This is a genomic window from Vibrio rubrogenes (genome assembly GCF_059641415.1).
Genome location: NZ_JCARSY010000014.1, coordinates 1 through 20,614 on the forward strand (window position 1 = coordinate 1; position 20,614 = coordinate 20,614).

A 20,614-nucleotide genomic window follows, 5' to 3' on the forward strand; every position below is an offset into this window, starting at 1 on the left:
CGGAACACTTTCCCCGACACTGAAAATACTGACAACGCTCTTAAATGATCTACTTTCTCCATGCACAATTATATTTATGTCTATCGTATATTTCAGGCTTTACGTTACAAACTCCGACTCGAATAATGAAACAAAATCCAGTTGATGAAACCATTGTTTTATGACGAAGATCTATTCTCAATGCTTTGTCAGTCCCCGACTAAATAAGCAATGACTCACATAAAACGGTCTATAGAACACTTTCGCCTATCATAAATGCATATGACTATTTCAGAACATATGTAATAACCGACCGCAAGTGCATGACATTCTCCGCATTTTTGTCGCTTACTAATAATATTTAGTTGATAAGTCAGACGACTATCGCCATTTTATTCCGTACATCTGGCGAGATGTCTCGCGAACATTGTCCATAAATAAATATAATTAGGCCATGGATGTTTTATCAAGATCACTTACAAACTGTCTCCCTTCCAAACAATGAATCTGCCGAACCATCACCATCGGCAATCGTTGACTCACTGGTCGCTGAGCACGAATATACGCACGAAAGAGGAAGCCAAAATCAAAACAGCTCAGGTGGCACTCGCATATCAAGAAAAGTCAATACAATTTGTTGGCATATTGAACAAAATACTATACAAAGCATTTTAGAAGATGTAGCACGTACAACACGTTTAATTGGCGTTGGGGTGAACAACGCTTAACGTTTTTGTACTGCAGTCGGCACCTTTAACATGTCAAGCTGTAAGGGAAGTTATGTATAAAAAATTAAGCATTATTTTATTGTCCGCACTGATTACTGCATGTTCCGGCGGAACAATTGGTGGCTTGTTACCTGCACCCAAAATCGTGCATGGAAAACTGGAGGGCTTAACCTATACCTCACCGCAAGGCGACTTAACTGTTACAGCTCCCGTCACAGAAGATCATGGAGAATGGACCTACACGCAAGTGAAAGAACATTCTGAAAATACCCCTGATCGAAAAGATACTTTCGTTGGATTTAAAACGCCTTACGATAGCCATTTTTACTCTGCTGAAGTGGTAAGCTATAAACATGACCAAGCGCTCACTGACAAGCAGTTTTTGCAAGTCAAAGAGCACAACTTAAATCGCATCATAAGCGCGACAGAAGAGCGTTGGGGAAGCAAAGTTGAGCAACTCAATGAAACCAGTATTCATTGTGCAAACAATCAATCCTTCACCTATACAATACTGAAACAAAAAGTCACATCCTACGAGCTTAATTTCGTAAAATACTATTTAGTTTCTCAATCGTATCGAGGGAATAGCACTGCAATTGTCACAAGCGAACTGAATTTCGATTTAAGAAACACACGTCTCCCCGAAGACGATATAAAGAACGCAAAGTATGCAAAGCATCAAGAATTTACATGTTCTTTAGAATACGGTGCCTCTGCCATCTAAAACGTCACAAAAGGATGCCGCTTGCACTGATTCATAAAGCGGCAACTTTCTTTCTCTCCGAATAGATAAAGCTCTCATCAAAACCGAGTTCGTGCTAGAATCGCGCGTTTTGTTCATTCAGCCGCATCAAAATCACCGGAGGTCACTATGTCATTCGCGAAACTCGGACTCAGCACACCCCTGCTTCAAGCGGTTAGTGAGCTTGGTTATCATCAACCGACGACGATTCAGAGTCAGGCCATACCTGTGATTCTACAGGAACATGATCTCATTGCTGCGGCACAAACCGGCACCGGTAAAACAGCTGGATTTGTCCTCCCGATATTGAACAGACTCGCTCAAGGACAAACTCAGCGTAAAAAACGTATTCGGGCTTTAATCTTAGTCCCCACTCGTGAGCTGGCAATGCAGGTCGCGGAGAAAATCACCCAATATGGCCGATATCTTCCCCTGACATCTCTCGCAATTTATGGCGGCGTTGATGAAAAACCACAGAAACAACACCTGATTGAAGGCGTTGATGTACTGGTGGCAACACCGGGAAGACTACTTGATCTGTACCATCAACGGGCGGTTTACTTCGAAGAAGTAGAAGTTTTAGTCCTTGATGAAGCAGACCGAATGCTGGATATGGGATTTATCGATGATCTGAATAAGATTCTTGATCGGCTGCCAGAGAATATTCAACACTTATTATTCTCTGCAACGTTATCCCGCAAAGTTCGTGATCTCGCAAAGACAGCGGTCCACAATCCGCACGAAATTACCATTGCCGCGAATCAGGCTTCCAAATCCAATATTGAACAGTGGCTGATCACCGTTGATAAAGACAAAAAGTCAGCACTGCTCGCTCATCTGATTCAAGAGAATCAATGGGATCAAGCACTCATCTTTATTGAAACCAAACATGGTGCCGCCAAACTGGTGGCCCAGCTGGAGAAACGAGGCATTCAGGCCGAAGCCTTTCATAGCGGTCGTAGTCAGGCCATCCGGGCCAAATTGCTGGAAGATTTTAAAAACGGCCAAATCAAATATATGGTGGCAACGGGTGTGGCTGCCCGAGGCATCGATATTGATTCACTACCACGTGTCATCAATTACGATCTGCCTTTCCCTGCGGATGAATATGTTCACCGCATCGGCCGGACCGGAAGAGCCAATGCATCCGGCGAAGCGATCTCTTTCGTTTCTAAAGACAATTTTAAAAATTTGTGCATGATTGAAAGCCGTCTCGGTCACTTAATCGAGCGTAGAGACGTTGCCGGATTCGAACCGAAAAAACCGGTCCCAATTTCTATTCTGAACTATGTGCCCAAGCATCAACGCACGCATCCTTAAACAGTTCAATTGATATGCGGCTTGAAGTATCAACAGACCGTACCATTAACCATCAGTTACCCAGTTTCAACTTATATGAGGAATGCCCTTGTGAGCCAGTTACCTTTTTCTTCTCTGCCTTTATCTCCGGAACTGTTGCAGAGCCTTGATGCCCTTGGCTATACACACATGACTCCGATTCAAGCGCAAAGTCTGCCTTTTCTGCTTCAGGGAAAAGATATTATCGGACAGGGGAAAACCGGCTCGGGTAAAACCGCAGCATTTGGCCTCGGTTTATTACATAATCTGAATGTGAAACGCTTTCGGGTACAGTCCCTGGTCCTGTGTCCAACCCGCGAGCTGGCAGATCAAGTTGCCAATGAGATCCGTTCACTGGCAAAAACCGTGCACAACATTAAAGTGTTAACTCTCTGCGGTGGCATGCCGATGGGACCACAAATCGGTTCTCTCGCTCACGGCGCGCATATTTTGGTTGGTACACCGGGACGCATTCTTGACCATTTGCAGAAAGGTCGTATCGACTTATCAGAATTAAATACGTTAGTCTTGGATGAAGCCGACCGAATGCTGGAGATGGGCTTTCAAGACGCGCTGGATGCCATTATTGACCATGTTCCGTCTCAACGACAAACACTGCTGTTCAGTGCAACGTTTCCGGCACAGATTCAGTCGATTGCACAGCGGATTATGCAGGCCCCGGAGTGGATCAAAGTCGAATCCACCCATGATAATACCTCCATTCACCAGACATTTTATCAAGTCGGTGGTGATGAATCTCGCTTACTGGCACTGAAAAAACTGCTCCTTGCTCATCAACCGGAATCGACAGTTATTTTCTGTAATACCAAACGTGAGGTGCAAGAAGTAGCCGATGCCCTCTATCATGATGGTTTCAGTGTTATCGATTTACATGGCGATCTGGAACAGCGGGAACGAAACCAATCGTTAGTCCAATTTGCCAATAAAAGTGTGTCGATTCTCATCGCTACTGACGTCGCCGCCCGAGGTCTGGATGTTGACCAACTCGATATGGTGATTAACTACCGCCTGTCACGCGATCCAGAAGTTCATGTTCACCGCATCGGCCGGACCGGCAGAGCGGGCAGCAAAGGCATGGCATGTAGTTTATTCAGCGCCAACGAAGGTATTCGGGTTGCTCAAATCGACGAATACATGAACACACCGATTGATCCGGTTGCGCTACCGGCTGACGACGTACTCAACCGCTCACCATTTCAGCCCCAGATGGTCACCATTGAAATCTCCGGAGGCAAGAAACAAAAAGTCCGCGCCGGCGATATTCTCGGAGCCCTCACCGGTCAGCAAGGCATCGAAGGAAAACAAGTCGGAAAAATTAATCTATTCGATATGCGAGCTTATGTGGCAGTACACAAAAGTGTCGGTAAAAAAGCGGTGAAAAAGCTAGAGAGTGGCAAAATTAAAGGACGGTCTTTCAGAGCTCGAATCATCAAGTAATATTTATCTGATAGATTCATATCAATAAATTTATTTTTCTCTGAAATAATGTTAATGCAAATATCCCGGTATTGGATTGATACCGGGATCATTTTTATTGATATATGCCCAATGACAGATTTTTTGAGACCATTGTGACAATGCCACGCACCGGGGGTTATTTGATATCACCCGAAAGTGGCAATTCGTCGGGCCCGACATAAAAATAGAACTAATTTTAAATGCTGCCGGATATTCCTACACAGTGTCAAAAATAATGATCGCTCCTGAATGATTAAATAAATTTTCTGGCGTTATCGTGAAATATGAAATGGTATAAGTCTAGTCGAATGTTTCAATAATGCTGATATTTAATTGAGCAATTGAACATGTTCTTATCACTTCGATAATGTGTCTGTCCTTATAACATCTGTCCTTATAAAGGATGACCCCACCGACAACAACAATGTTCTGATTCATTTTTAACCGTTCAAAGATGAACTGAAACACGTGGCACAGATGTTACAGCGTCTGTCCTTATAACTTTGTTGGACATAGCAGGCGCTTTATGAGTAAAGTAATTGATAACAAAAGCCTAACCAATACCCTACCAATTTACTAGGTTACTTATGGTATACTAGCGCAAACTTCCCACCGTAAAATTACGTTAGGCAAGCCCAGAACATAGTCAGATAAAAAGAATCCAGAGGTACTTATGAAAACGTCCAACCCACGACTAACACTGCGTGTGATTGAAAAGAGTGATTACGATGAGCTTGCTGAACTCATGGATCTCGTCTTTCCTGATGTAGGTGGGGCATGGCCAAAAATGACCATCATGGATCTGATTCGTCAGTTTCCAGATGGGCAGATCTGTATTGAAGACAACGGAAAAATTGTTGCCGCTGCACTCACGATCAAAGTTGATTACAACCGTTACTCACTGCCCCATGTTTACACAGATATTGTTGACGAAAACAATGTCATTCAACATAACCCACATGGCGATGCGATGTATGGTCTCGATGTTTTCGTTCATCCTGACTATCGCGGTATGCGTTTAGGTCGCCGTTTATATCATGCGCGCAAAGAGCTTTGTCAAAGTGAAAACCTTAAAGCAATTCTGGCAGGTGGCAGGATTACGGGATATCACAAACTCTCCGATGAACTAAAAGTCGCAGAATATATTGAGCAGGTGAAACGTAAAACCATTCATGACCCGATCCTCTCCTTCCAGCTCGCCAATGACTTTGATGTCAAACGAATTATGCGCCACTATCTACCGGAAGATGATAAATCTCAGGGCTACGCGACACTGCTTGAGTGGGATAACTTCTTTTATGAAGAAGATCAATCGTCAATCCATGAACTCGATAAAACCCTCGTCCGTATTGGCATTGTACAATGGCAGATGCGTCAGGTTACAAGTTTGGAAGACTTACTTGAGCAATCTGAGTTCTTTATTCGCTCATTATCAAACTATAAGGCTGACTTTGCACTCTTCCCTGAGTTTTTCAATGCACCGCTCATGGGTCTTCAGCAAGACCAAACTTCCGTCGAAGCGATTCGCTACCTTGCATCCTTTAGTGAGGCGATTAAACAGCGTTTTTCTGAGCTAGCTATCACATACAACATCAATATTATCGCCGGTAGTATGCCCGAAGAACGGGATGATAAGTTGTACAATGTCTCTTATCTGCTTCATCGTGATGGTATGATTGATGAGCAGTTGAAGATTCACATCACACCACATGAACAACGTGACTGGGTCATCGATGGCGGGAACGAAATCGGTGTATTTGAAACCGATGCAGGACGTGTTGGCATTCTCATCTGTTACGATAGTGAGTTCCCGGAACTTGGACGAATGATGGCAGAAAAGGATGTTCAAATTATGTTTGTGCCGTTCTGGACTGACACCAAAAATGGCTATCAGCGCGTTCGTCTCTGTTCACAAGCCAGAGCCATTGAAAATGAGTGTTATGTCGCGATTGGCGGCAGCGTCGGTAACTTGCCACGCGTAGATAATGTGGATATTCAATACGCACAATCTGCGGTATTTTCACCATCCGATATTTTCTTCCCGCACGATGCCACGATCGCGGAAGCAAGTCCGAACACAGAGATGATCATTTTTGCCGATGTTGATCTAGATAAATTGAAACAGCTGAATACCGAAGGCTCTGTGACCAACTTACGTCACCGCCGTCTCGATGTTTACGGTGGATTTACGCAACCGAAATCAAGCAGATAGTCAGAGGAAAGGAGGATAATCCTCCTTTTTTATCGGCTTAAAGTGCCTGTCCTTATAACTAGATGGACCTCAATAAATATAAAATATTATTCATATAGTATCCATTGTTCCAATGACTCAGACTCATGCAAAAGGAACACTATGAGAAAAATAATTCAGGCGTCCATGTTACTACTACTTGGCTTGGGAATAGTATCGAATACATATGCTGCACAAGTCGAAGTACATGACCCAGTGATGGCACGCGAAAACGGGATCTACTATGTATTCAGTACTGGGCCAGGCATCACCATATACTCATCCACAGACAAAGTTCACTGGAAATATGCTGACCGAGTATTCAGTGGCGAGCCAGTATGGGCAAAATCGGTCGCCCCGGAATTTAATGGTCATCTCTGGGCACCAGAAATCTACAAGAAAAATGGCAAGTTCTACCTTTACTACTCGGTATCAGCATTCGGCAAGAACACATCCGCCATAGGTGTTACCGTGAACAACACTCTCAACCCGGATTCACCGGATTATCACTGGCAGGATCAGGGGATCGTTATCCAATCAGTTCCGGAACGCGATAACTGGAATGCAATTGACCCTGCCATTATCGAAGATGACAACGGCAATACTTGGATGAGTTTTGGCTCATTCTGGAGTGGCCTGAAACTGGTTAAACTCAATCCGGATATGAAAACCCTCGCTCAGCCACAAACGTGGTTTGATATCGCTTCCCGTCCCGGCGTCACCGATAACCCGGTTGAAGCACCCTTTATCTTTAAAAAGGATGGCTACTACTATTTGTTCGCCTCATTCGATTTTTGCTGCCGCGGGGTGAACAGCACTTATAAAATAATGGTCGGACGAAGTCAGAATGTGCAAGGGCCCTATTACGATAAACATGGTGTCTCCATGTTAAACGGGGGTGGCTCTCTTGTTCTTGAAGGTAATCAAGACTGGGCAGCGCTTGGCCATAATTCGATCTATAGCTTTGATCATCAGGATTACATGGCATTCCACGCCTATGAAACAGCAGATAACAGCATCCAAAAACTGCGTATTCTAAAAGTTAACTGGGAAAACGGCTGGCCCGTCGTCAATCCTGACGATCTCAATACCAATACAACCGAACTGATTGAATAATCCCGCTCCGGCACAGCAATATGGGACAGAAATCTTCGCCTGTCCCCACTTTTATCAATTCCCCGATACAAATGAACTAGATACCTGTACCTGACAACAAACCATTCATCAATATATGAAATTAAACACGCATCACTCTTGATGTATTCATGTAATCAATTACTCTTAATTAATCAATTAATGAATAATAACTCAAATATCAGGAACCAAGCGCACGCTCAGAAGTTTGATGTTTGAGTCACTCAGATATATCCAGAGATTCGCTGACATCTCGTAAGATCATGGTGATGATATGAATATCACAGCTAAACATTATCAAAAGATACTCAAAATAATTAAGCAAATAAATGAGCATGATAATGAGCGGGAGATGCGTGCCGATATTGCTGAACCGTTGATGGATTTACTGAGTGCTGACTATCTCGCATCGTTTTGCTGGCAGCCCGACAGACAAAGCTATGGTCAAGGGGTTTATGTGAATATGAGTGATCACAATATTGACCGCTACATTCACTATTACCAATTTAAAGATCCTATCACTTCCCTTCTGGCTAAGAGAAAAGAAGCAACTGCTGTCAGTGAAATTCTACCTCATAAGGATTTGATAAAAACCGAATTTTTTAACGATTTTCTATTGGTCGATGGTCTGTTTCGCGGAATAAATATCCACCTGTACAATTTTGATGAACACATTGGTGATTTTCGTATCTGGCGTAAAAAAGGAAAAACCGATTTTGATGCCGCCTCCTGCATGATGCTCAATATACTTATTCCTCACCTCAAACAGGCACTGTTAAACATGCGCCGTTATCAAAAGCCGACGGGTATTCCGATGGGGCTCATGCTTGATGAACAGTGTCACCATTTGAAATATCATTACAAACTGACACCACGAGAACTCCATGTTGCCCGACTGGTTCTTGCAGGTGAAACAGACGAGTATATTTCATCCCAATTGCATATTTCATCCACGACTGTACGTACCCACATTAAGCACATATTCCAGAAAACCGAGGTTTGTAATCGCCATAAATTACAGCAACTCATTTATACATCACCAGATATAACGTAATTAATCATTTTCCCCGAAAAATCATCAATTATGATGATACCAGCGTGTTCCCCCCTTCACTACACTCAATGAGACAGCAAACGCAATGAAACTGATAGCACTGCAACACTAAAATGCTGTGTAAACTCCGTATCCATTGTGTAATCAGTCTACTGTCGCCAGTAAAGCAAGAATGATCGCAAGTTCGCCTTCAGGAAAAGGAGAAGTTACATATGGCAATCGCACCAAATCAATGTACTGTGTTTGTTCAAGTCTGGGTTGACGTCAACGGCTTACAACAGAACTCAACCCGAGGATGCTATGCAGTTTCCAATAGAAGTCAGGATTCCTCCGGTGAAGGAACAGCACACCTCACGACAAAAGTTATCACCGGCAGTAATGTCTGCTGGTCTGTCGTACCGATCGACCCACAATATAGCGGTGATTTCACCATCACAGGTGTCGGTGTTGAACATGGCTGGGCAGAACCGCCTAAACCAGTTGCAGGGAAACCCAATGTATTTACCGGTCAACTGGAAGAAGGTACCGTCTCGGGTAATGTTAATTCCGAAGTCGACTTTAGCTATAACAACGGTTCACAATCCACAACTGTGAAATTACCAATCACCATTATTCCAGTGACAGCCTAGACCGTCTATCTGAACGACTCAGGAGAATTATTATGGCTAGAAAATTAAACCACCCCTTTCTTGTATCAGCGGTCATCCCTGCCCGTGTGATTAATGTGGCTGTCGATACGGTCTATTTATACAGCCAGACCTCGGGAACCTATGCAGGAACGGGGGTATACATGATGGATAACAATGTTGTAGGCGGCAGTAGTGGTGAAGGTGGCTTAGAACTGACATCTATTGTGACAGCCGGGTTCGGTATCGCATTCAATACTTTCCCTATTGATCAGGAAGGCGCACAGGGAGACACGGTTGAAATCGAAGGCTTTGAAATTTCCAATGGGACAGACATCTTCGGTACGTGGGGCTTTCCAACCAAACAACCCGACACTTCATCATACCAATGGATCGGTACCGCGATGACTCAGGGAGAGTGTACCTATCAAATTAAATTGGGCATCTCAGTCGGTGGTGCACCGAAAAAATACTACTGGTGGGACCCGTTCCTCGTCTGTAAAGCTTAACCATCATACAGGTTCAGGTCAGGCAATGTCTGATCTGAACCTGTTGATTTTCTCACGGTTTATAATGGCGAGATCAAGGCTTAAGTTCCAACACTTAAACACTTAAACACTTAAACACTTAAACACTTAAAGTGTCTGTCCCTGTAAGGCTCAAATTTATTGCCAATACAGGTCTTGTATTTTAAACCGCCCACCTTCACATCCATTAATTGTCACTTTGCTTGAAACGTCTGTCTTACAAAACGTCTGTCCTTACAAAAATAGAAGTGTCTGTCCTTATAAAAATATCTGTCCAAAAATAAGGCACTAACCTCTCCAATCTGCTCAGAATACTGACAACTGTCTCATTCTGCATACAGAATGAATTGACAAGAAAAAACTTCCTTTTAGCATGGGTGTTTTAACCCGATGAGTGCCTTTTATGTCTGATACGACACAATCTCAAGAACCTCAGGTTCAGCTTGATGAACTCTCTCCTGAACTGCGTCAGGTCATTTTATTTGATGATGTTCCTCAGGAAATGTTTACTATGATCGCTTCGATCCATGAAGTATCGGAAGAAGCCGTTAGAGAGGCATGGAATAGTCTGCCCGCTAGTGCGCAGAATATTTTAGATAATTTTGAACAGTTTCATGCACTGATATCTGTAAGTCAGGCTTTTGCCGGCATTGAAACGATGGAAGGAATTGCGGGGATGGACTTACCGGCCTCGATGGATGACCAAGCCAAAGAAGATTATCGGGCACAAATGCTGGATCAAGTGTTGTTCCAATGTGTGAAAGATATGGTCAAACAACTGAAAAAAGCGCGTCGGGATCCAATTCTCAAGCGTGAATTTATCGAAGTATTCCAATCGAATTAAACCGTCGATTTAACCGACTTCAGTCAAACGGCAGGCCATCTCACAATGTTGCCCTGCCGCCGCTGATCGAGCTTTTATTCACAAACAAAAACCTGAGAATCAACTAACGGTAGTCGGTTGATTTCTGGTTCTGCAAAATAAAAACCTTGCATAAATCGGATTCCTGCCCGCTTTAACCAGAGCATTTCTTCTTTCGATTCAATCCCTTCCGCTATCACATCAATGTTCAGTTCATTCATCATATTCAGCGAGTGCTTCAAAATACACTGACGAACCGGATCTTGATGGATATACCGAATCAAAGACATATCCAGCTTGACGATGTCTGTTTGCAGATCAGCAAGCAACCCCAACCCCGAGTATCCGGAACCAAAATCATCAATCGCCGTTTTAAAACCTAAATTCTGATAGGTTCGGATAATTTCAAGCATCCCGGCAATATCTTCTATCGCCTCAACTTCAGTAAACTCAAAAATGATATTCTCGGTCGGAAATTTAAATCGCTCCGCAACTTCCAGCGTCGCTTGTAAACACTGCTCAGGATGCAAGATAGCATTCGGTAGAAAATTAATGCTCAAGAGTAAATCCAAGCCAAGACGTGACGCATTTTCTATCGCCCTAACCCGACACATTTGGTCAAATGCGTAACGGCTGTCTTTTTTTACCGAAGCAATGACTGTATCTGCATCTTCATCATTTTGGCCCCGAACCAGTGCTTCATAGCCAACTATTACATTTTCCTGACAATCTACTATCGGTTGAAATGCCGTTAAAAAGTGTCCCATGCGTTCTTCACGATGAGATGAACAGCAGTGCAGCAGATGTTCTGAGGACTTTGTTTTCATCAATTATCGCCTGCGTCAAAAAATATTCTCACATTAACCCTAACCTGCTCTTATCGCTTACACAAGTCTCTTTGTTCATCCGGAATAATTAACTATCTGATAAGCATGACATATGCATATATTTTATGATCAATCGGATTAACTGTTTCATGAGAATGTGATTTGAATGTTACTGAATCGTCAGTATATTGACGAAGTAGCATATCAATTATCAATTTGCGATAAATTAATTATGAGTCTCTAGAACCCAAATATAAAGGATGATCAAATCGGATGCTAACAACTAATTTATATTTCTGATATTATTCAAAAAGTAACGATTCCAAGCACCTTTCGATGCAATGGTCTTATCGCCCATTTAATCCTTTGCAACGGTTTGCATTTAGGTGATATATGACTTTAGTGTAATAAAGTCATAGTCATTTTATATTGAATATATAATTTTCATTTATGATCATACTTCCACTCATAATCTTCTATAATTATTCCATGTCAGTGACCATATTGCGTAACTGATCTCTTTGCTACATTTTTTAATCCATGATTATTAAGGATTTTTCTCATGTTCATGAGCCGACAGCTAAAATCTGATTTACAAAAAACACAACAACAATTACATACATTGCAAGGTACGACAACATCAATTGAAAAACATGTTGCTGTAGTTGAATTTGATATTGATGGCAAGCTGATAAATATCAATGACATTTTTTTGAATACGTTAGGCTACAAACGAGAAGAAGTCCTTGGCAAACATCATTCTATGCTCTGCTTCGATGATTATAGTCGCAGCCAAGAATATACTCAGTTCTGGAGAAATCTGGCTGCCGGCAAGTCACAACACGGCACATTCAGACGAAAGAGTAAAAGTGGGCAGAATATCTGGCTAGAGGCAACCTACTTTCCGATCACTATTGACAATAAAGTGGTCCGGATCATGAAAATCGCCAATGATGTCACGGATAAATATGAACTGAGCCAGACAAGAGAAAGTATTTTGGACGCTTTGAACCGCTCGTTGGCAATTATTGAGTTTGAGCCTGACGGACATATTATCAGCGCGAATAAGAATTTTATGCAAACGATGGGATATTCCCAAGAGCAACTGAAAGGCAAACATCACCGAATGTTCTGTGATGAGGCTTTTATCCGCAATAATCCGAATTTCTGGCAAGAACTGGGGCAAGGTCAGTTTAAATCCGGTAAATTTCTCCGGATTTCAAGTCATGGAGAACATATCTGGCTGGAGGCAACTTACAACCCAATTATTGATGTCAATGGTAAAGTGACGAAAGTCATTAAGTTTGCATCTGATATTACCCAGCAAGAAAAACGGAATATTGCGATTGCCGAGTCCACTGATCTAGCCTTCAGTACAGCCGTGGAGACATCTCAAATCGCCAGACAAGGCGCAGATCAACTGGATGAAGCCGTCGAAGTCTCTAAGAAAATTACCAGCCAGGTACAGGAAACCTCAGAAAAAATTCAATCACTGAATGATAAATCTAAAAGTATTGAAGAAATTGTCGATACCATCCGAGGCATTGCCGAACAGACCAACCTTTTGGCACTGAATGCTGCAATTGAGGCTGCTCGTGCCGGTGAACAGGGGCGTGGATTTGCCGTGGTTGCCGATGAAGTCCGCAAACTCGCGTCTCGGACGGCTCAGTCCACGGAAGAAATTGCCAAAGTTGTCAGTGAGACCCATCAACTGATGCTTTCGGCTGCTTCAGCTATGTCTGAAGTGAATCATATCGCCGGTGAAGGTATGGATAAAATATCTCAGGTGGCAACCGTGATAGATGAAATCTATCTGGGTGCAGAGAATATTTCCCGCTCTGTCAGTGAGTTAAACGAAAAGCTTTAAACCTGCAATACCGCCAAACACTCCAACGACAATCTTCACTGTCACCTCGTTCAACGAGGTGACTCATTTCCGGACAGCAATACATCACTCCGACATGGACGACGACGTATCAATTCAATATTTTCGAATAGGTTAAGCGAATATTCCTACTTCTTTATTTTGATCTGCATCACTAGAATATTTTCTGTTTACAGTTCACATGTTTCCAACTAAACAAGGAATTTATTATGTCTCATGTTCTTGCTCTGAAATCTAGTATTCTTGGTGAATATTCTCAATCCAGTAAACTGCTTGATGCCTATCTGGAAAAATTCAGCGGTGCGCAGGTGACGCTCCGTGATCTAGCGGCTAGCCCACTTCCAGTACTCGATTTCTCGGTTGCCACAGCACTGCGTGCCGCTGAAGACCTGAGTGATGAACAACAAGCCATTGTTAATCTTTCTGATCAACTGATTGCTGAGATTAAAGCGGCCGATACTATCGTCATTGCCGCGCCAATGTATAACTTCACCATCCCGACTCAGTTGAAAAACTGGTTCGATTTGATTGCGCGTGCTGGTGTGACTTTCCAATATACAGAAACAGGTGTTCAAGGCTTACTTGAGAACAAAAAAGTTGTGGTGATCACCACGCGTGGCGGTATTCACCAGGGTAGTGCGACCGACAACGTCACGCCATACCTCAAAACCATTCTGGGCTTCCTCGGCCTGACTGATGTTGAGTTTGCTTATGCTGAAGCACTGAATATGGGTGAAGAATCCGCAGCACAAGGCATTGCAGCCGCAAAAGACCAATTGAAAGCAATTGCGGTTTAATTGTCTATAGTGTTCATTGCCTAGTAAAAACAGCGCTGATGGCGCTGTTTTTTACTCATCCTCAATCGAAGTCTCACTCCGACTGATTGGGTTATTTTTATCAATGTGTTGCTAAAAAGTCCGTAAGCTATAACATGTTAATAATGCCGTCAGGATAAAATGGCAGACTGCCGTTCAAAATATCATCTTCATCAAACCAACGAACAATAAATCGCTCTCCGTCCACTTCAATCCCGGGAATTTCATCCCGCTGATAGAATGATTTATCTTTCAGCTCGGCCTCGTAGACAAACACAATTTCATGTCCGGCAGTGCCACTGAATGTAAAGATGTTCTCACTGATTCCCAACAACCTCAGATTATCGATTTCAGCACCAATTTCTTCGAAGGTTTCTCTGCGGGCTGCATCTGTGGACTTCTCACCAAATTCAATCCCACCACCGACGGGAATAACATACTTTTCATCTTTAATCGGATCATATCCTTCAGCAAGTAAGATGCGACGCTGATGTCGGAACAGGCAGACGGCTTTTGCTCGGATGTATGGCATAAAAAGCTCTCATTTCAAATCATGGGAAATGTCTGTCAAATCCTATTCAATTCATCGAATACAATCAATGTTTGAACGACAGACCTGCTCTCACAGGAACAATTTTTGGACGAGAAGAAAGCAAATTTCTAACTAACCGTTTCCGCTTACCTTCTCATTTAACTGATGGGATAACTTGTCCCGATACATGCTCTTATCAGCTTCTGATAATATATCATTGATAACAAGGTCTTCTGATTGACCTTGAAAACTATAATATCCGATACTTAAAGAAATCCATATTTCATGCTGACGCCAATGTAAAGGATTAGACTCAAAGAATCGATGTATCTTGTGTATCATCAGTTCAATGTCTTCTGGTTTTGTCCTGCGCTGGAGGATAACGACGAATTCATCACCACCAATTCTAGAAATAAAATCGGATGATCTTAAACACTTGGTTAATGATGATGCAGTATATTTCAACACTTCATCACCGGCCTCATGTCCTAATGAGTCATTAATTTTTTTGAACCGATTTAAATCAATATTCAACACCGTCAATTCAACCACTGTTCCGTTTCTTAGTTTTATTCTGTCAAATTCATTGAATAAATAACGTCGATTGGGAAGTTTGGTCAGCTCATCATGCAGTGACAATTCATGAACACGCAAGTAATTATTAATCAAAAATAATATGAGAAAATAGCCCAAGGAGAATGTCATGGCACCAAGCGTATAAAATAGGTTTCTAAACTTATCCACACTTTCGATCTCATGAATATTTTTATATTTAGCAAACAAAGTCCAGTTCACATTGGGCAGATATATGGGGTAGCTGATATCAAAATCTTTCAGAACAGCTTCATTACCTTCAATAAATTTGCTGGTTGCACCATTATAGTTATTTGCAACTAAAGCGACGTCAACATCCTTCAACTGATGGAAATTAGACAGGGCAATCAGTTTATCATAATTGATCACGACACTGAGACCGCCCCAATAGTTGGTGTTATGCGGTGCGTCCGTGAAAATCGGATATCGGGCAATCATCGCTATCCCACCTTGCACCAGTTCGAGTGGACCCGCAATGAAAACCTTTTGAGTCTCTCTGGCAATCTGAACCGTTTTATATTGTTTCGGCACCGTACGAAAATCTAGCCCAACCGCTCTTTCATTTCCTTTTAAAGGATAAACATGAGATATGATGTCATTGGGGGCAAGGCCGATATTTCTCACCAGAGCGGCTTTCGATAAAAATTGCTCGGAGACGTGCTTCCAATTTTCCATTGCGAACTTGGGATTCAGAGCAACGACGGAAGCAAAGCTATCTGCTAAATATGTATCACGAAAGATATTCGCTTCGATACTATATCGAACCAACGCAAGTTCATGTTGTATGACCTCTTTCACCTCTTGACTCTGTTTGTCAACAAAGCGCTCAGTTACCAGCGTCACGGCCATAAAAGCAAATAAAACATACCCTATCGTCAATAGACAAAATATCCATGGGTTGAATTGATACGTTTTGATAATCTCATACTCCCATACCAGATATTGACTAAAAAACTACCTTTATAATCATATACTAAATATAGCAAGTCAGTTGAAATTTTAGTCGCGATTCACCTTGGTTGTTCCAACTTCGGAATTGATACCCTAACTTGCTTCAGTCGGTGGAGGACTCAGTATTGGTGTTAATTTCTTTACTAAACGAGCTTTAGTTCGTATTTGGGCTGACCTATGTAAAAAAGTCGGCATTCCTCATCGCAATCAATACCAACTGAGGCACACCTATGCGAGTTGGGCTATCACACACGCGAACATAAACGTGAGTTACCTTGCACAGCAAATGGGCCACTCCGATATTACGATGGTGGCCAAGGTCTATGCTAAGTGGTTAACCGAGTCCAACAAGAAAGAGTCAGTTCGGGTTTGGAGAGAGCTACAAAAGGTTAAGTAATTTTTGTAGCTCAGTTCTGGATAATTTCGATTTAGCATCTTGCATGAATAAAATCGGTACTACATTAGTCAATCAGTTGATTATAGGTTTGAATACTATCAGAATGAAACCATCAGTCGTTATTAAGCTAGCGGCTGTCTAGGTTCTTTATCCCACCGAACAACTTCACAAGGAATGGTGTAATGGATACAACGATTTATCGTTATGTTAGCAAGGCTGAACTGGACGGAATAATAATTAACAAAAAGCTATGGGTTAGTAGCCCTTTGCACATGAATGATCGCTTGGAAATCAAACATGGTATTGAAATACTACATCGAATAGCTTCACCTAAAGGAAGCTCCATCATACACCAGACAATATCTACTATCCTGACTCAATATGAAGATTGTTTAGAACGTTTTTATAACCGATTATTCATCTTGTCGATGAGTAAACATCAAGATGAATTACCGATGTGGAATGGTTATGGTTCTTCTACTCAAACCTATAATGTTGGTTTCAAAACCAGTGAATTAATCAACTCGGCAAAAAAACAGTTTTCAGATACAGCCCAACAAAAGAAAAATAAAAATACTGTAGAAATAAAAGAATGCATATATTTAGATGAAGACAAAGAAGATGCTATCAATTCATTTATATCCGACAATGCAGCTCTTTTACCTGAAAATGCGTATGAATTTTTTCTTGATTTCATAAGATTATGCTTAACATTTAAGCATAAAAAATTTCATTATGAACAGGAGGTTAGGTTAATTATCGACATCGAAGAACGATGTATTACTACTAAGAAAAATAAAAGAAATTCTTGTTATACTAATCAAGAACAGTCTTATTTTGAACTTGAATTGTCAGACCCAATGGTTACGCATATAGGCATTGGACCAACCCAAAACGATACTACAGAAGAAAGATTGTCTGAAGAAAATATCGTCAAAACTATAATGCAGGAATCAATCAATACATCTCCGAATATTATTCAAAACGATATTTTCATAGTATGTACAGAGGCACCATATAGACGAGGAAATAACGAACTGACGCCATCTTCACACACTGTCTAACATTTCGTTCCTAATGCCCTTGGTACGGAATAACTACTGAAGTGACCCAATAAAGTTGGACAGAAGGTGTTCACCAAAAATCCCAATCACTGTAATTTTCATCTGGCAAATTGGTACATAACAAATCATAGATAAATTGAAATGGGGCAAAAGTATGTTAGTGCTAACAAGCTTCTTGGGGCTTTTTCGGGGTATTCATTGAAGGGGAATCTTCATTTTGGGGCTAAATTGGGCTTTATCTTCCACTTTGCTGTTTATACACCCAGTAGTAGCACAAACAAAAAGCGCCCCAATCGGAGCGCTTCAAAATCAATATTTGATTATTCCCAGTCGAGTATCACTTTCCCGGAAGCCCCGCTACGCATGGTGTCAAAGCCTTGCTGGAAATCATCAATCTTGTAATGGTGAGTGATGATTGGTGACAAATCTAGACCAGATTGGATCAGGCTTGCCATCTTGTACCAAGTCTCGAACATTTCCCGGCCGTAAATACCCTTGATCACCAAGCCTTTAAAAATCACCTGATTCCAATCGATAGCCATATCCGATGGTGGGATGCCCAATAGTGCAATTCGTCCGCCGTGGTTCATAGTTTCTAACATGGTACGAAATGCCGCCGGAACTCCTGACATTTCTAAACCGACATCAAATCCTTCTGTCATGCCCAGTTCTGCCATGACATCACTCAGACGTTCTTCGGCAACGTTGACGGCTCGTGTCACGCCCATTTTCTCAGCCAATTGCAAACGATATGGATTCACATCAGTAATCACCACATGACGCGCACCGACATGCTTCGCAACCGCCGCGGCCATAATACCAATCGGCCCGGCACCGGTAATCAGCACATCTTCGCCGACCATATCAAACGAAAGCGCAGTATGGACAGCGTTACCGAATGGATCAAAAATCGCAGCCAAATCATCGGAGATACCGTCCGGTATCTTAAATGCGTTGTAAGCCGGAATGACCAGATACTCGGCAAATGCACCAGTCCGGTTGACACCGACGCCAATGGTATTGCGACATAGATGTGTTCTGCCACCACGACAGTTACGACAGTGGCCACAGGTAATGTGCCCTTCACCGGAAACCCGATCACCAATAGAGAAACCACGGACTTCCTGCCCGATGCCTACAACTTCACCAACATATTCATGGCCGACCACCATCGGAACCGGGATAGTTCTTTGCGACCATTCGTCCCAGTTATAAATATGGACATCTGTTCCACAAATCGCTGTCTTCTTAATTTTGATCAGCAGATCGTTATGTCCCATGACAGGCATATCGACCGAGGTCATCCAGATACCCTGTTCTGGTTTTAGCTTTGATAATGCTTTAATTTTCATATGACTATCTCTGTCACAATTACCGACTGTCACAACTGTCTCTACGACCATCATGATTACACTTGTGCGAACAGAAGAACATCACCATGTACTGTTCACATCTCTTGATCATTCAACAATTAATCTGCGATGATACCCATCTCTCGGCCAACCTGAATAAATACATCAATAGCCCTGTCCAGCTGCGCTTTTGAATGCGCCGCAGACATTTGAGTACGGATCCGTGCCTGCCCCTTCGGCACGACAGGGTAAGAGAATCCAACCACATAGATACCCTGTGCTAAAGCTCGCTCAGCAAACTCAGCCGCCACTTTGGCATCTCCCAACATGATGGGAATAATGGCATGATCTGCACCAGCCAGCGTAAAGCCGGCGTCACTCATACGCTGACGGAAATGGGCGGCGTTCTCCCACAAATGTGTTCTCAGCTCGCTGCTTTCAGCCAGTAAATCCAGCACCCGGATCGATGCAGCAACAATGGCAGGGGCAACGGAGTTAGAGAACAGATAAGGGCGGGAACGCTGACGCAGCCAATCAATGACTTCTTTTTTACCGGCAGTGTAACCACCGGAGGCCCCGCCCATCGCTTTACCTAATGTGCCGGTAATCAGATCCACGCGATCAATCACTTGGTGATATTCATGAGTTCCGCGACCATTTTCACCCATGAAACCAACCGCATGAGAGTCATCCACCATCACCAAAGCATCATATTGGTCTGCCAGATCACAGATAGCCGGAAGATTAGCCACCACACCATCCATGGAAAAAACGCCATCGGTGACAATCATTTTATACCGTGCACCCGCTTGATCAGCGGCAATCAACTGCTGCTCCAGCTCCGCCATATTGTTATTGCTATAACGAAAACGCATGGCCTTACACAACCGGACACCATCAATAATCGATGCATGATTGAGCGCATCGGAAATGATTGCATCTTCTTTATCTAACAATGTTTCAAACAATCCGGCATTGGCATCAAAACATGATGTATACAGAATGGTATCTTCCTTCCCGAGAAAGGCTGAAAGTTTCTGTTCTAGTGTTTTATGGATATCTTGCGTACCGCAAATAAACCGAACTGAAGCCATCCCGAACCCATGACTATCCATCCCGTCTTTTGCAGCTTTAATCAACTCCGGATGGTCGGCCAGCCCCAGGTAGTTATTTGCACAAAAATTCAGGACTTCATCACCGGTATTGATATGAACAGCTGCTTGCTGTGCCGAGGTGATGACACGTTCCGACTTATAAAGACCTTCTTCTTTGATGGACTCGATCTGATGTTGAATATGTGCGTAGAATGCAGAGGACATAATGATTCCTTTGATATTTTTTAGTTCACTGTCGTTGATGATACTGCAATATTTACAGTGTAAAGATACGTTATTGATCAGTGTAATCGATGTGGTGAAAAGCGATTATCCCTTACGGGGGAAAATCATTATTGAATTTAATTCACAAATAAAGCGTATTCTTATTTATTCCAGTCGCC

19 protein-coding genes are annotated in these 20,614 nt (G+C 42.5%); 14 read left to right on the forward strand and 5 right to left on the reverse strand.

Annotation, left to right across the window (positions count from 1 at the left end; translation table 11 throughout):
* The first annotated feature begins 437 nt into the window (after positions 1-437).
* The 10 genes from AC55NX_RS11635 (at position 438) to AC55NX_RS11680 (ending at position 10,681) form a co-directional block, all read left to right on the forward strand.
* The gene (locus tag AC55NX_RS11635) at positions 438-707 is read left to right on the forward strand and encodes a hypothetical protein (protein ID WP_496995890.1); all 270 of its coding nucleotides are present in this window, start codon (positions 438-440) and stop codon (positions 705-707) included.
* 52 nt (positions 708-759) lie between these two features.
* Entirely contained in the window at positions 760-1,431 is a 672-nt protein-coding gene (locus AC55NX_RS11640) for a hypothetical protein (RefSeq protein WP_496995891.1), read from the forward strand.
* A gap of 147 nt (positions 1,432-1,578) precedes the next feature.
* A complete protein-coding gene (locus AC55NX_RS11645) occupies positions 1,579-2,769 on the forward strand; it encodes a DEAD/DEAH box helicase (protein WP_496995892.1) in 1,191 nt (396 codons plus the stop codon).
* A gap of 90 nt (positions 2,770-2,859) precedes the next feature.
* Entirely contained in the window at positions 2,860-4,245 is a 1,386-nt protein-coding gene (dbpA, locus tag AC55NX_RS11650) for an ATP-dependent RNA helicase DbpA (RefSeq protein WP_496995893.1), read from the forward strand.
* Between the two features lie 694 nt (positions 4,246-4,939).
* Positions 4,940-6,478, forward strand: coding sequence for a GNAT family N-acetyltransferase (locus tag AC55NX_RS11655; RefSeq protein ID WP_496995894.1), 1,539 nt, complete (start codon positions 4,940-4,942; stop codon positions 6,476-6,478).
* Between the two features lie 141 nt (positions 6,479-6,619).
* Positions 6,620-7,612, forward strand: a complete 993-nt coding sequence (locus tag AC55NX_RS11660) for an arabinan endo-1,5-alpha-L-arabinosidase (RefSeq protein WP_496995895.1) — start codon at positions 6,620-6,622, stop codon at positions 7,610-7,612.
* A 292-nt stretch (positions 7,613-7,904) separates the two neighbouring features.
* A complete protein-coding gene (locus AC55NX_RS11665; protein WP_496995896.1) occupies positions 7,905-8,684 on the forward strand; it encodes a helix-turn-helix transcriptional regulator in 780 nt (259 codons plus the stop codon).
* A 212-nt stretch (positions 8,685-8,896) separates the two neighbouring features.
* The gene (locus AC55NX_RS11670; protein ID WP_496995897.1) at positions 8,897-9,313 is read left to right on the forward strand and encodes a DUF8788 domain-containing protein; all 417 of its coding nucleotides are present in this window, start codon (positions 8,897-8,899) and stop codon (positions 9,311-9,313) included.
* Positions 9,314-9,345: 32 nt separating this feature from the next.
* A complete protein-coding gene (locus tag AC55NX_RS11675; RefSeq protein ID WP_496995898.1) occupies positions 9,346-9,819 on the forward strand; it encodes a DUF8788 domain-containing protein in 474 nt (157 codons plus the stop codon).
* A 421-nt stretch (positions 9,820-10,240) separates the two neighbouring features.
* The gene (locus AC55NX_RS11680; protein WP_496995899.1) at positions 10,241-10,681 is read left to right on the forward strand and encodes a DUF3069 domain-containing protein; all 441 of its coding nucleotides are present in this window, start codon (positions 10,241-10,243) and stop codon (positions 10,679-10,681) included.
* A gap of 74 nt (positions 10,682-10,755) precedes the next feature.
* Here the strand turns inward: AC55NX_RS11680 and AC55NX_RS11685 are convergent, their stop codons facing one another.
* On the reverse strand, positions 10,756-11,526 hold the full coding sequence (locus AC55NX_RS11685) for an EAL domain-containing protein (protein ID WP_496995900.1): 771 nt from the start codon (positions 11,524-11,526) through the stop codon (positions 10,756-10,758).
* 568 nt (positions 11,527-12,094) lie between these two features.
* On the opposite strand from AC55NX_RS11685, the gene AC55NX_RS11690 reads away from it, so the two are divergent.
* Positions 12,095-13,393, forward strand: coding sequence for a methyl-accepting chemotaxis protein (locus AC55NX_RS11690; protein WP_496995901.1), 1,299 nt, complete (start codon positions 12,095-12,097; stop codon positions 13,391-13,393).
* Positions 13,394-13,620: 227 nt separating this feature from the next.
* The gene (locus tag AC55NX_RS11695) at positions 13,621-14,208 is read left to right on the forward strand and encodes an FMN-dependent NADH-azoreductase (protein WP_496995902.1); all 588 of its coding nucleotides are present in this window, start codon (positions 13,621-13,623) and stop codon (positions 14,206-14,208) included.
* 127 nt (positions 14,209-14,335) lie between these two features.
* On the opposite strand, the gene AC55NX_RS11700 is transcribed toward AC55NX_RS11695, so the two are convergent.
* Positions 14,336-14,758, reverse strand: a complete 423-nt coding sequence (locus tag AC55NX_RS11700; RefSeq protein ID WP_496995903.1) for an NUDIX hydrolase — start codon at positions 14,756-14,758, stop codon at positions 14,336-14,338.
* 132 nt (positions 14,759-14,890) lie between these two features.
* Complete coding sequence (locus AC55NX_RS11705; protein ID WP_496995904.1) at positions 14,891-16,201, reverse strand: diguanylate cyclase; 1,311 nt, start codon at positions 16,199-16,201, stop codon at positions 14,891-14,893.
* Positions 16,202-16,427: 226 nt separating this feature from the next.
* Between AC55NX_RS11705 and AC55NX_RS11710 the strand changes: the two genes are divergently transcribed.
* Positions 16,428-16,700 carry a tyrosine-type recombinase/integrase gene (locus tag AC55NX_RS11710; protein ID WP_496995968.1) on the forward strand — a complete coding sequence of 91 codons (273 nt, stop codon included), beginning with the start codon at positions 16,428-16,430 and terminating at the stop codon, positions 16,698-16,700.
* A gap of 182 nt (positions 16,701-16,882) precedes the next feature.
* Entirely contained in the window at positions 16,883-17,764 is an 882-nt protein-coding gene (locus tag AC55NX_RS11715) for a DUF2971 domain-containing protein (RefSeq protein ID WP_496995905.1), read from the forward strand.
* Positions 17,765-18,084: 320 nt separating this feature from the next.
* Here AC55NX_RS11715 and tdh read toward each other — a convergent pair whose 3' ends face one another.
* Positions 18,085-19,116, reverse strand: coding sequence for an L-threonine 3-dehydrogenase (gene tdh / locus AC55NX_RS11720; RefSeq protein ID WP_496995906.1), 1,032 nt, complete (start codon positions 19,114-19,116; stop codon positions 18,085-18,087).
* A gap of 119 nt (positions 19,117-19,235) precedes the next feature.
* Positions 19,236-20,435: a glycine C-acetyltransferase gene (locus AC55NX_RS11725; protein ID WP_496995907.1), complete on the reverse strand. Its 1,200-nt coding sequence runs from the start codon at positions 20,433-20,435 to the stop codon at positions 19,236-19,238.
* Between the last annotated feature and the right edge of the window lie 179 nt (positions 20,436-20,614).

Bases quoted from the DNA above. Each gene is read 5' to 3' on its own strand.
- AC55NX_RS11705 (WP_496995904.1), bottom strand. From the start codon at position 16,201: ATGGCCGTGACGCTGGTAACTGAGCGCTTTGTTGACAAACAGAGTCAA.
- AC55NX_RS11655 (WP_496995894.1), top strand. From the start codon at position 4,940: ATGAAAACGTCCAACCCACGACTAACACTGCGTGTGATTGAAAAGAGT.
- AC55NX_RS11725 (WP_496995907.1), bottom strand. From the start codon at position 20,435: ATGTCCTCTGCATTCTACGCACATATTCAACATCAGATCGAGTCCATC.
- tdh (WP_496995906.1), bottom strand. From the start codon at position 19,116: ATGAAAATTAAAGCATTATCAAAGCTAAAACCAGAACAGGGTATCTGG.
- AC55NX_RS11685 (WP_496995900.1), bottom strand. From the start codon at position 11,526: ATGAAAACAAAGTCCTCAGAACATCTGCTGCACTGCTGTTCATCTCAT.
- AC55NX_RS11700 (WP_496995903.1), bottom strand. From the start codon at position 14,758: ATGCCATACATCCGAGCAAAAGCCGTCTGCCTGTTCCGACATCAGCGT.
- AC55NX_RS11665 (WP_496995896.1), top strand. From the start codon at position 7,905: ATGAATATCACAGCTAAACATTATCAAAAGATACTCAAAATAATTAAG.
- AC55NX_RS11675 (WP_496995898.1), top strand. From the start codon at position 9,346: ATGGCTAGAAAATTAAACCACCCCTTTCTTGTATCAGCGGTCATCCCT.
- AC55NX_RS11680 (WP_496995899.1), top strand. From the start codon at position 10,241: ATGTCTGATACGACACAATCTCAAGAACCTCAGGTTCAGCTTGATGAA.
- AC55NX_RS11690 (WP_496995901.1), top strand. From the start codon at position 12,095: ATGAGCCGACAGCTAAAATCTGATTTACAAAAAACACAACAACAATTA.
- AC55NX_RS11660 (WP_496995895.1), top strand. From the start codon at position 6,620: ATGAGAAAAATAATTCAGGCGTCCATGTTACTACTACTTGGCTTGGGA.
- AC55NX_RS11670 (WP_496995897.1), top strand. From the start codon at position 8,897: ATGGCAATCGCACCAAATCAATGTACTGTGTTTGTTCAAGTCTGGGTT.
- AC55NX_RS11695 (WP_496995902.1), top strand. From the start codon at position 13,621: ATGTCTCATGTTCTTGCTCTGAAATCTAGTATTCTTGGTGAATATTCT.
- AC55NX_RS11635 (WP_496995890.1), top strand. From the start codon at position 438: ATGTTTTATCAAGATCACTTACAAACTGTCTCCCTTCCAAACAATGAA.
- AC55NX_RS11645 (WP_496995892.1), top strand. From the start codon at position 1,579: ATGTCATTCGCGAAACTCGGACTCAGCACACCCCTGCTTCAAGCGGTT.
- AC55NX_RS11640 (WP_496995891.1), top strand. From the start codon at position 760: ATGTATAAAAAATTAAGCATTATTTTATTGTCCGCACTGATTACTGCA.
- AC55NX_RS11715 (WP_496995905.1), top strand. From the start codon at position 16,883: ATGGATACAACGATTTATCGTTATGTTAGCAAGGCTGAACTGGACGGA.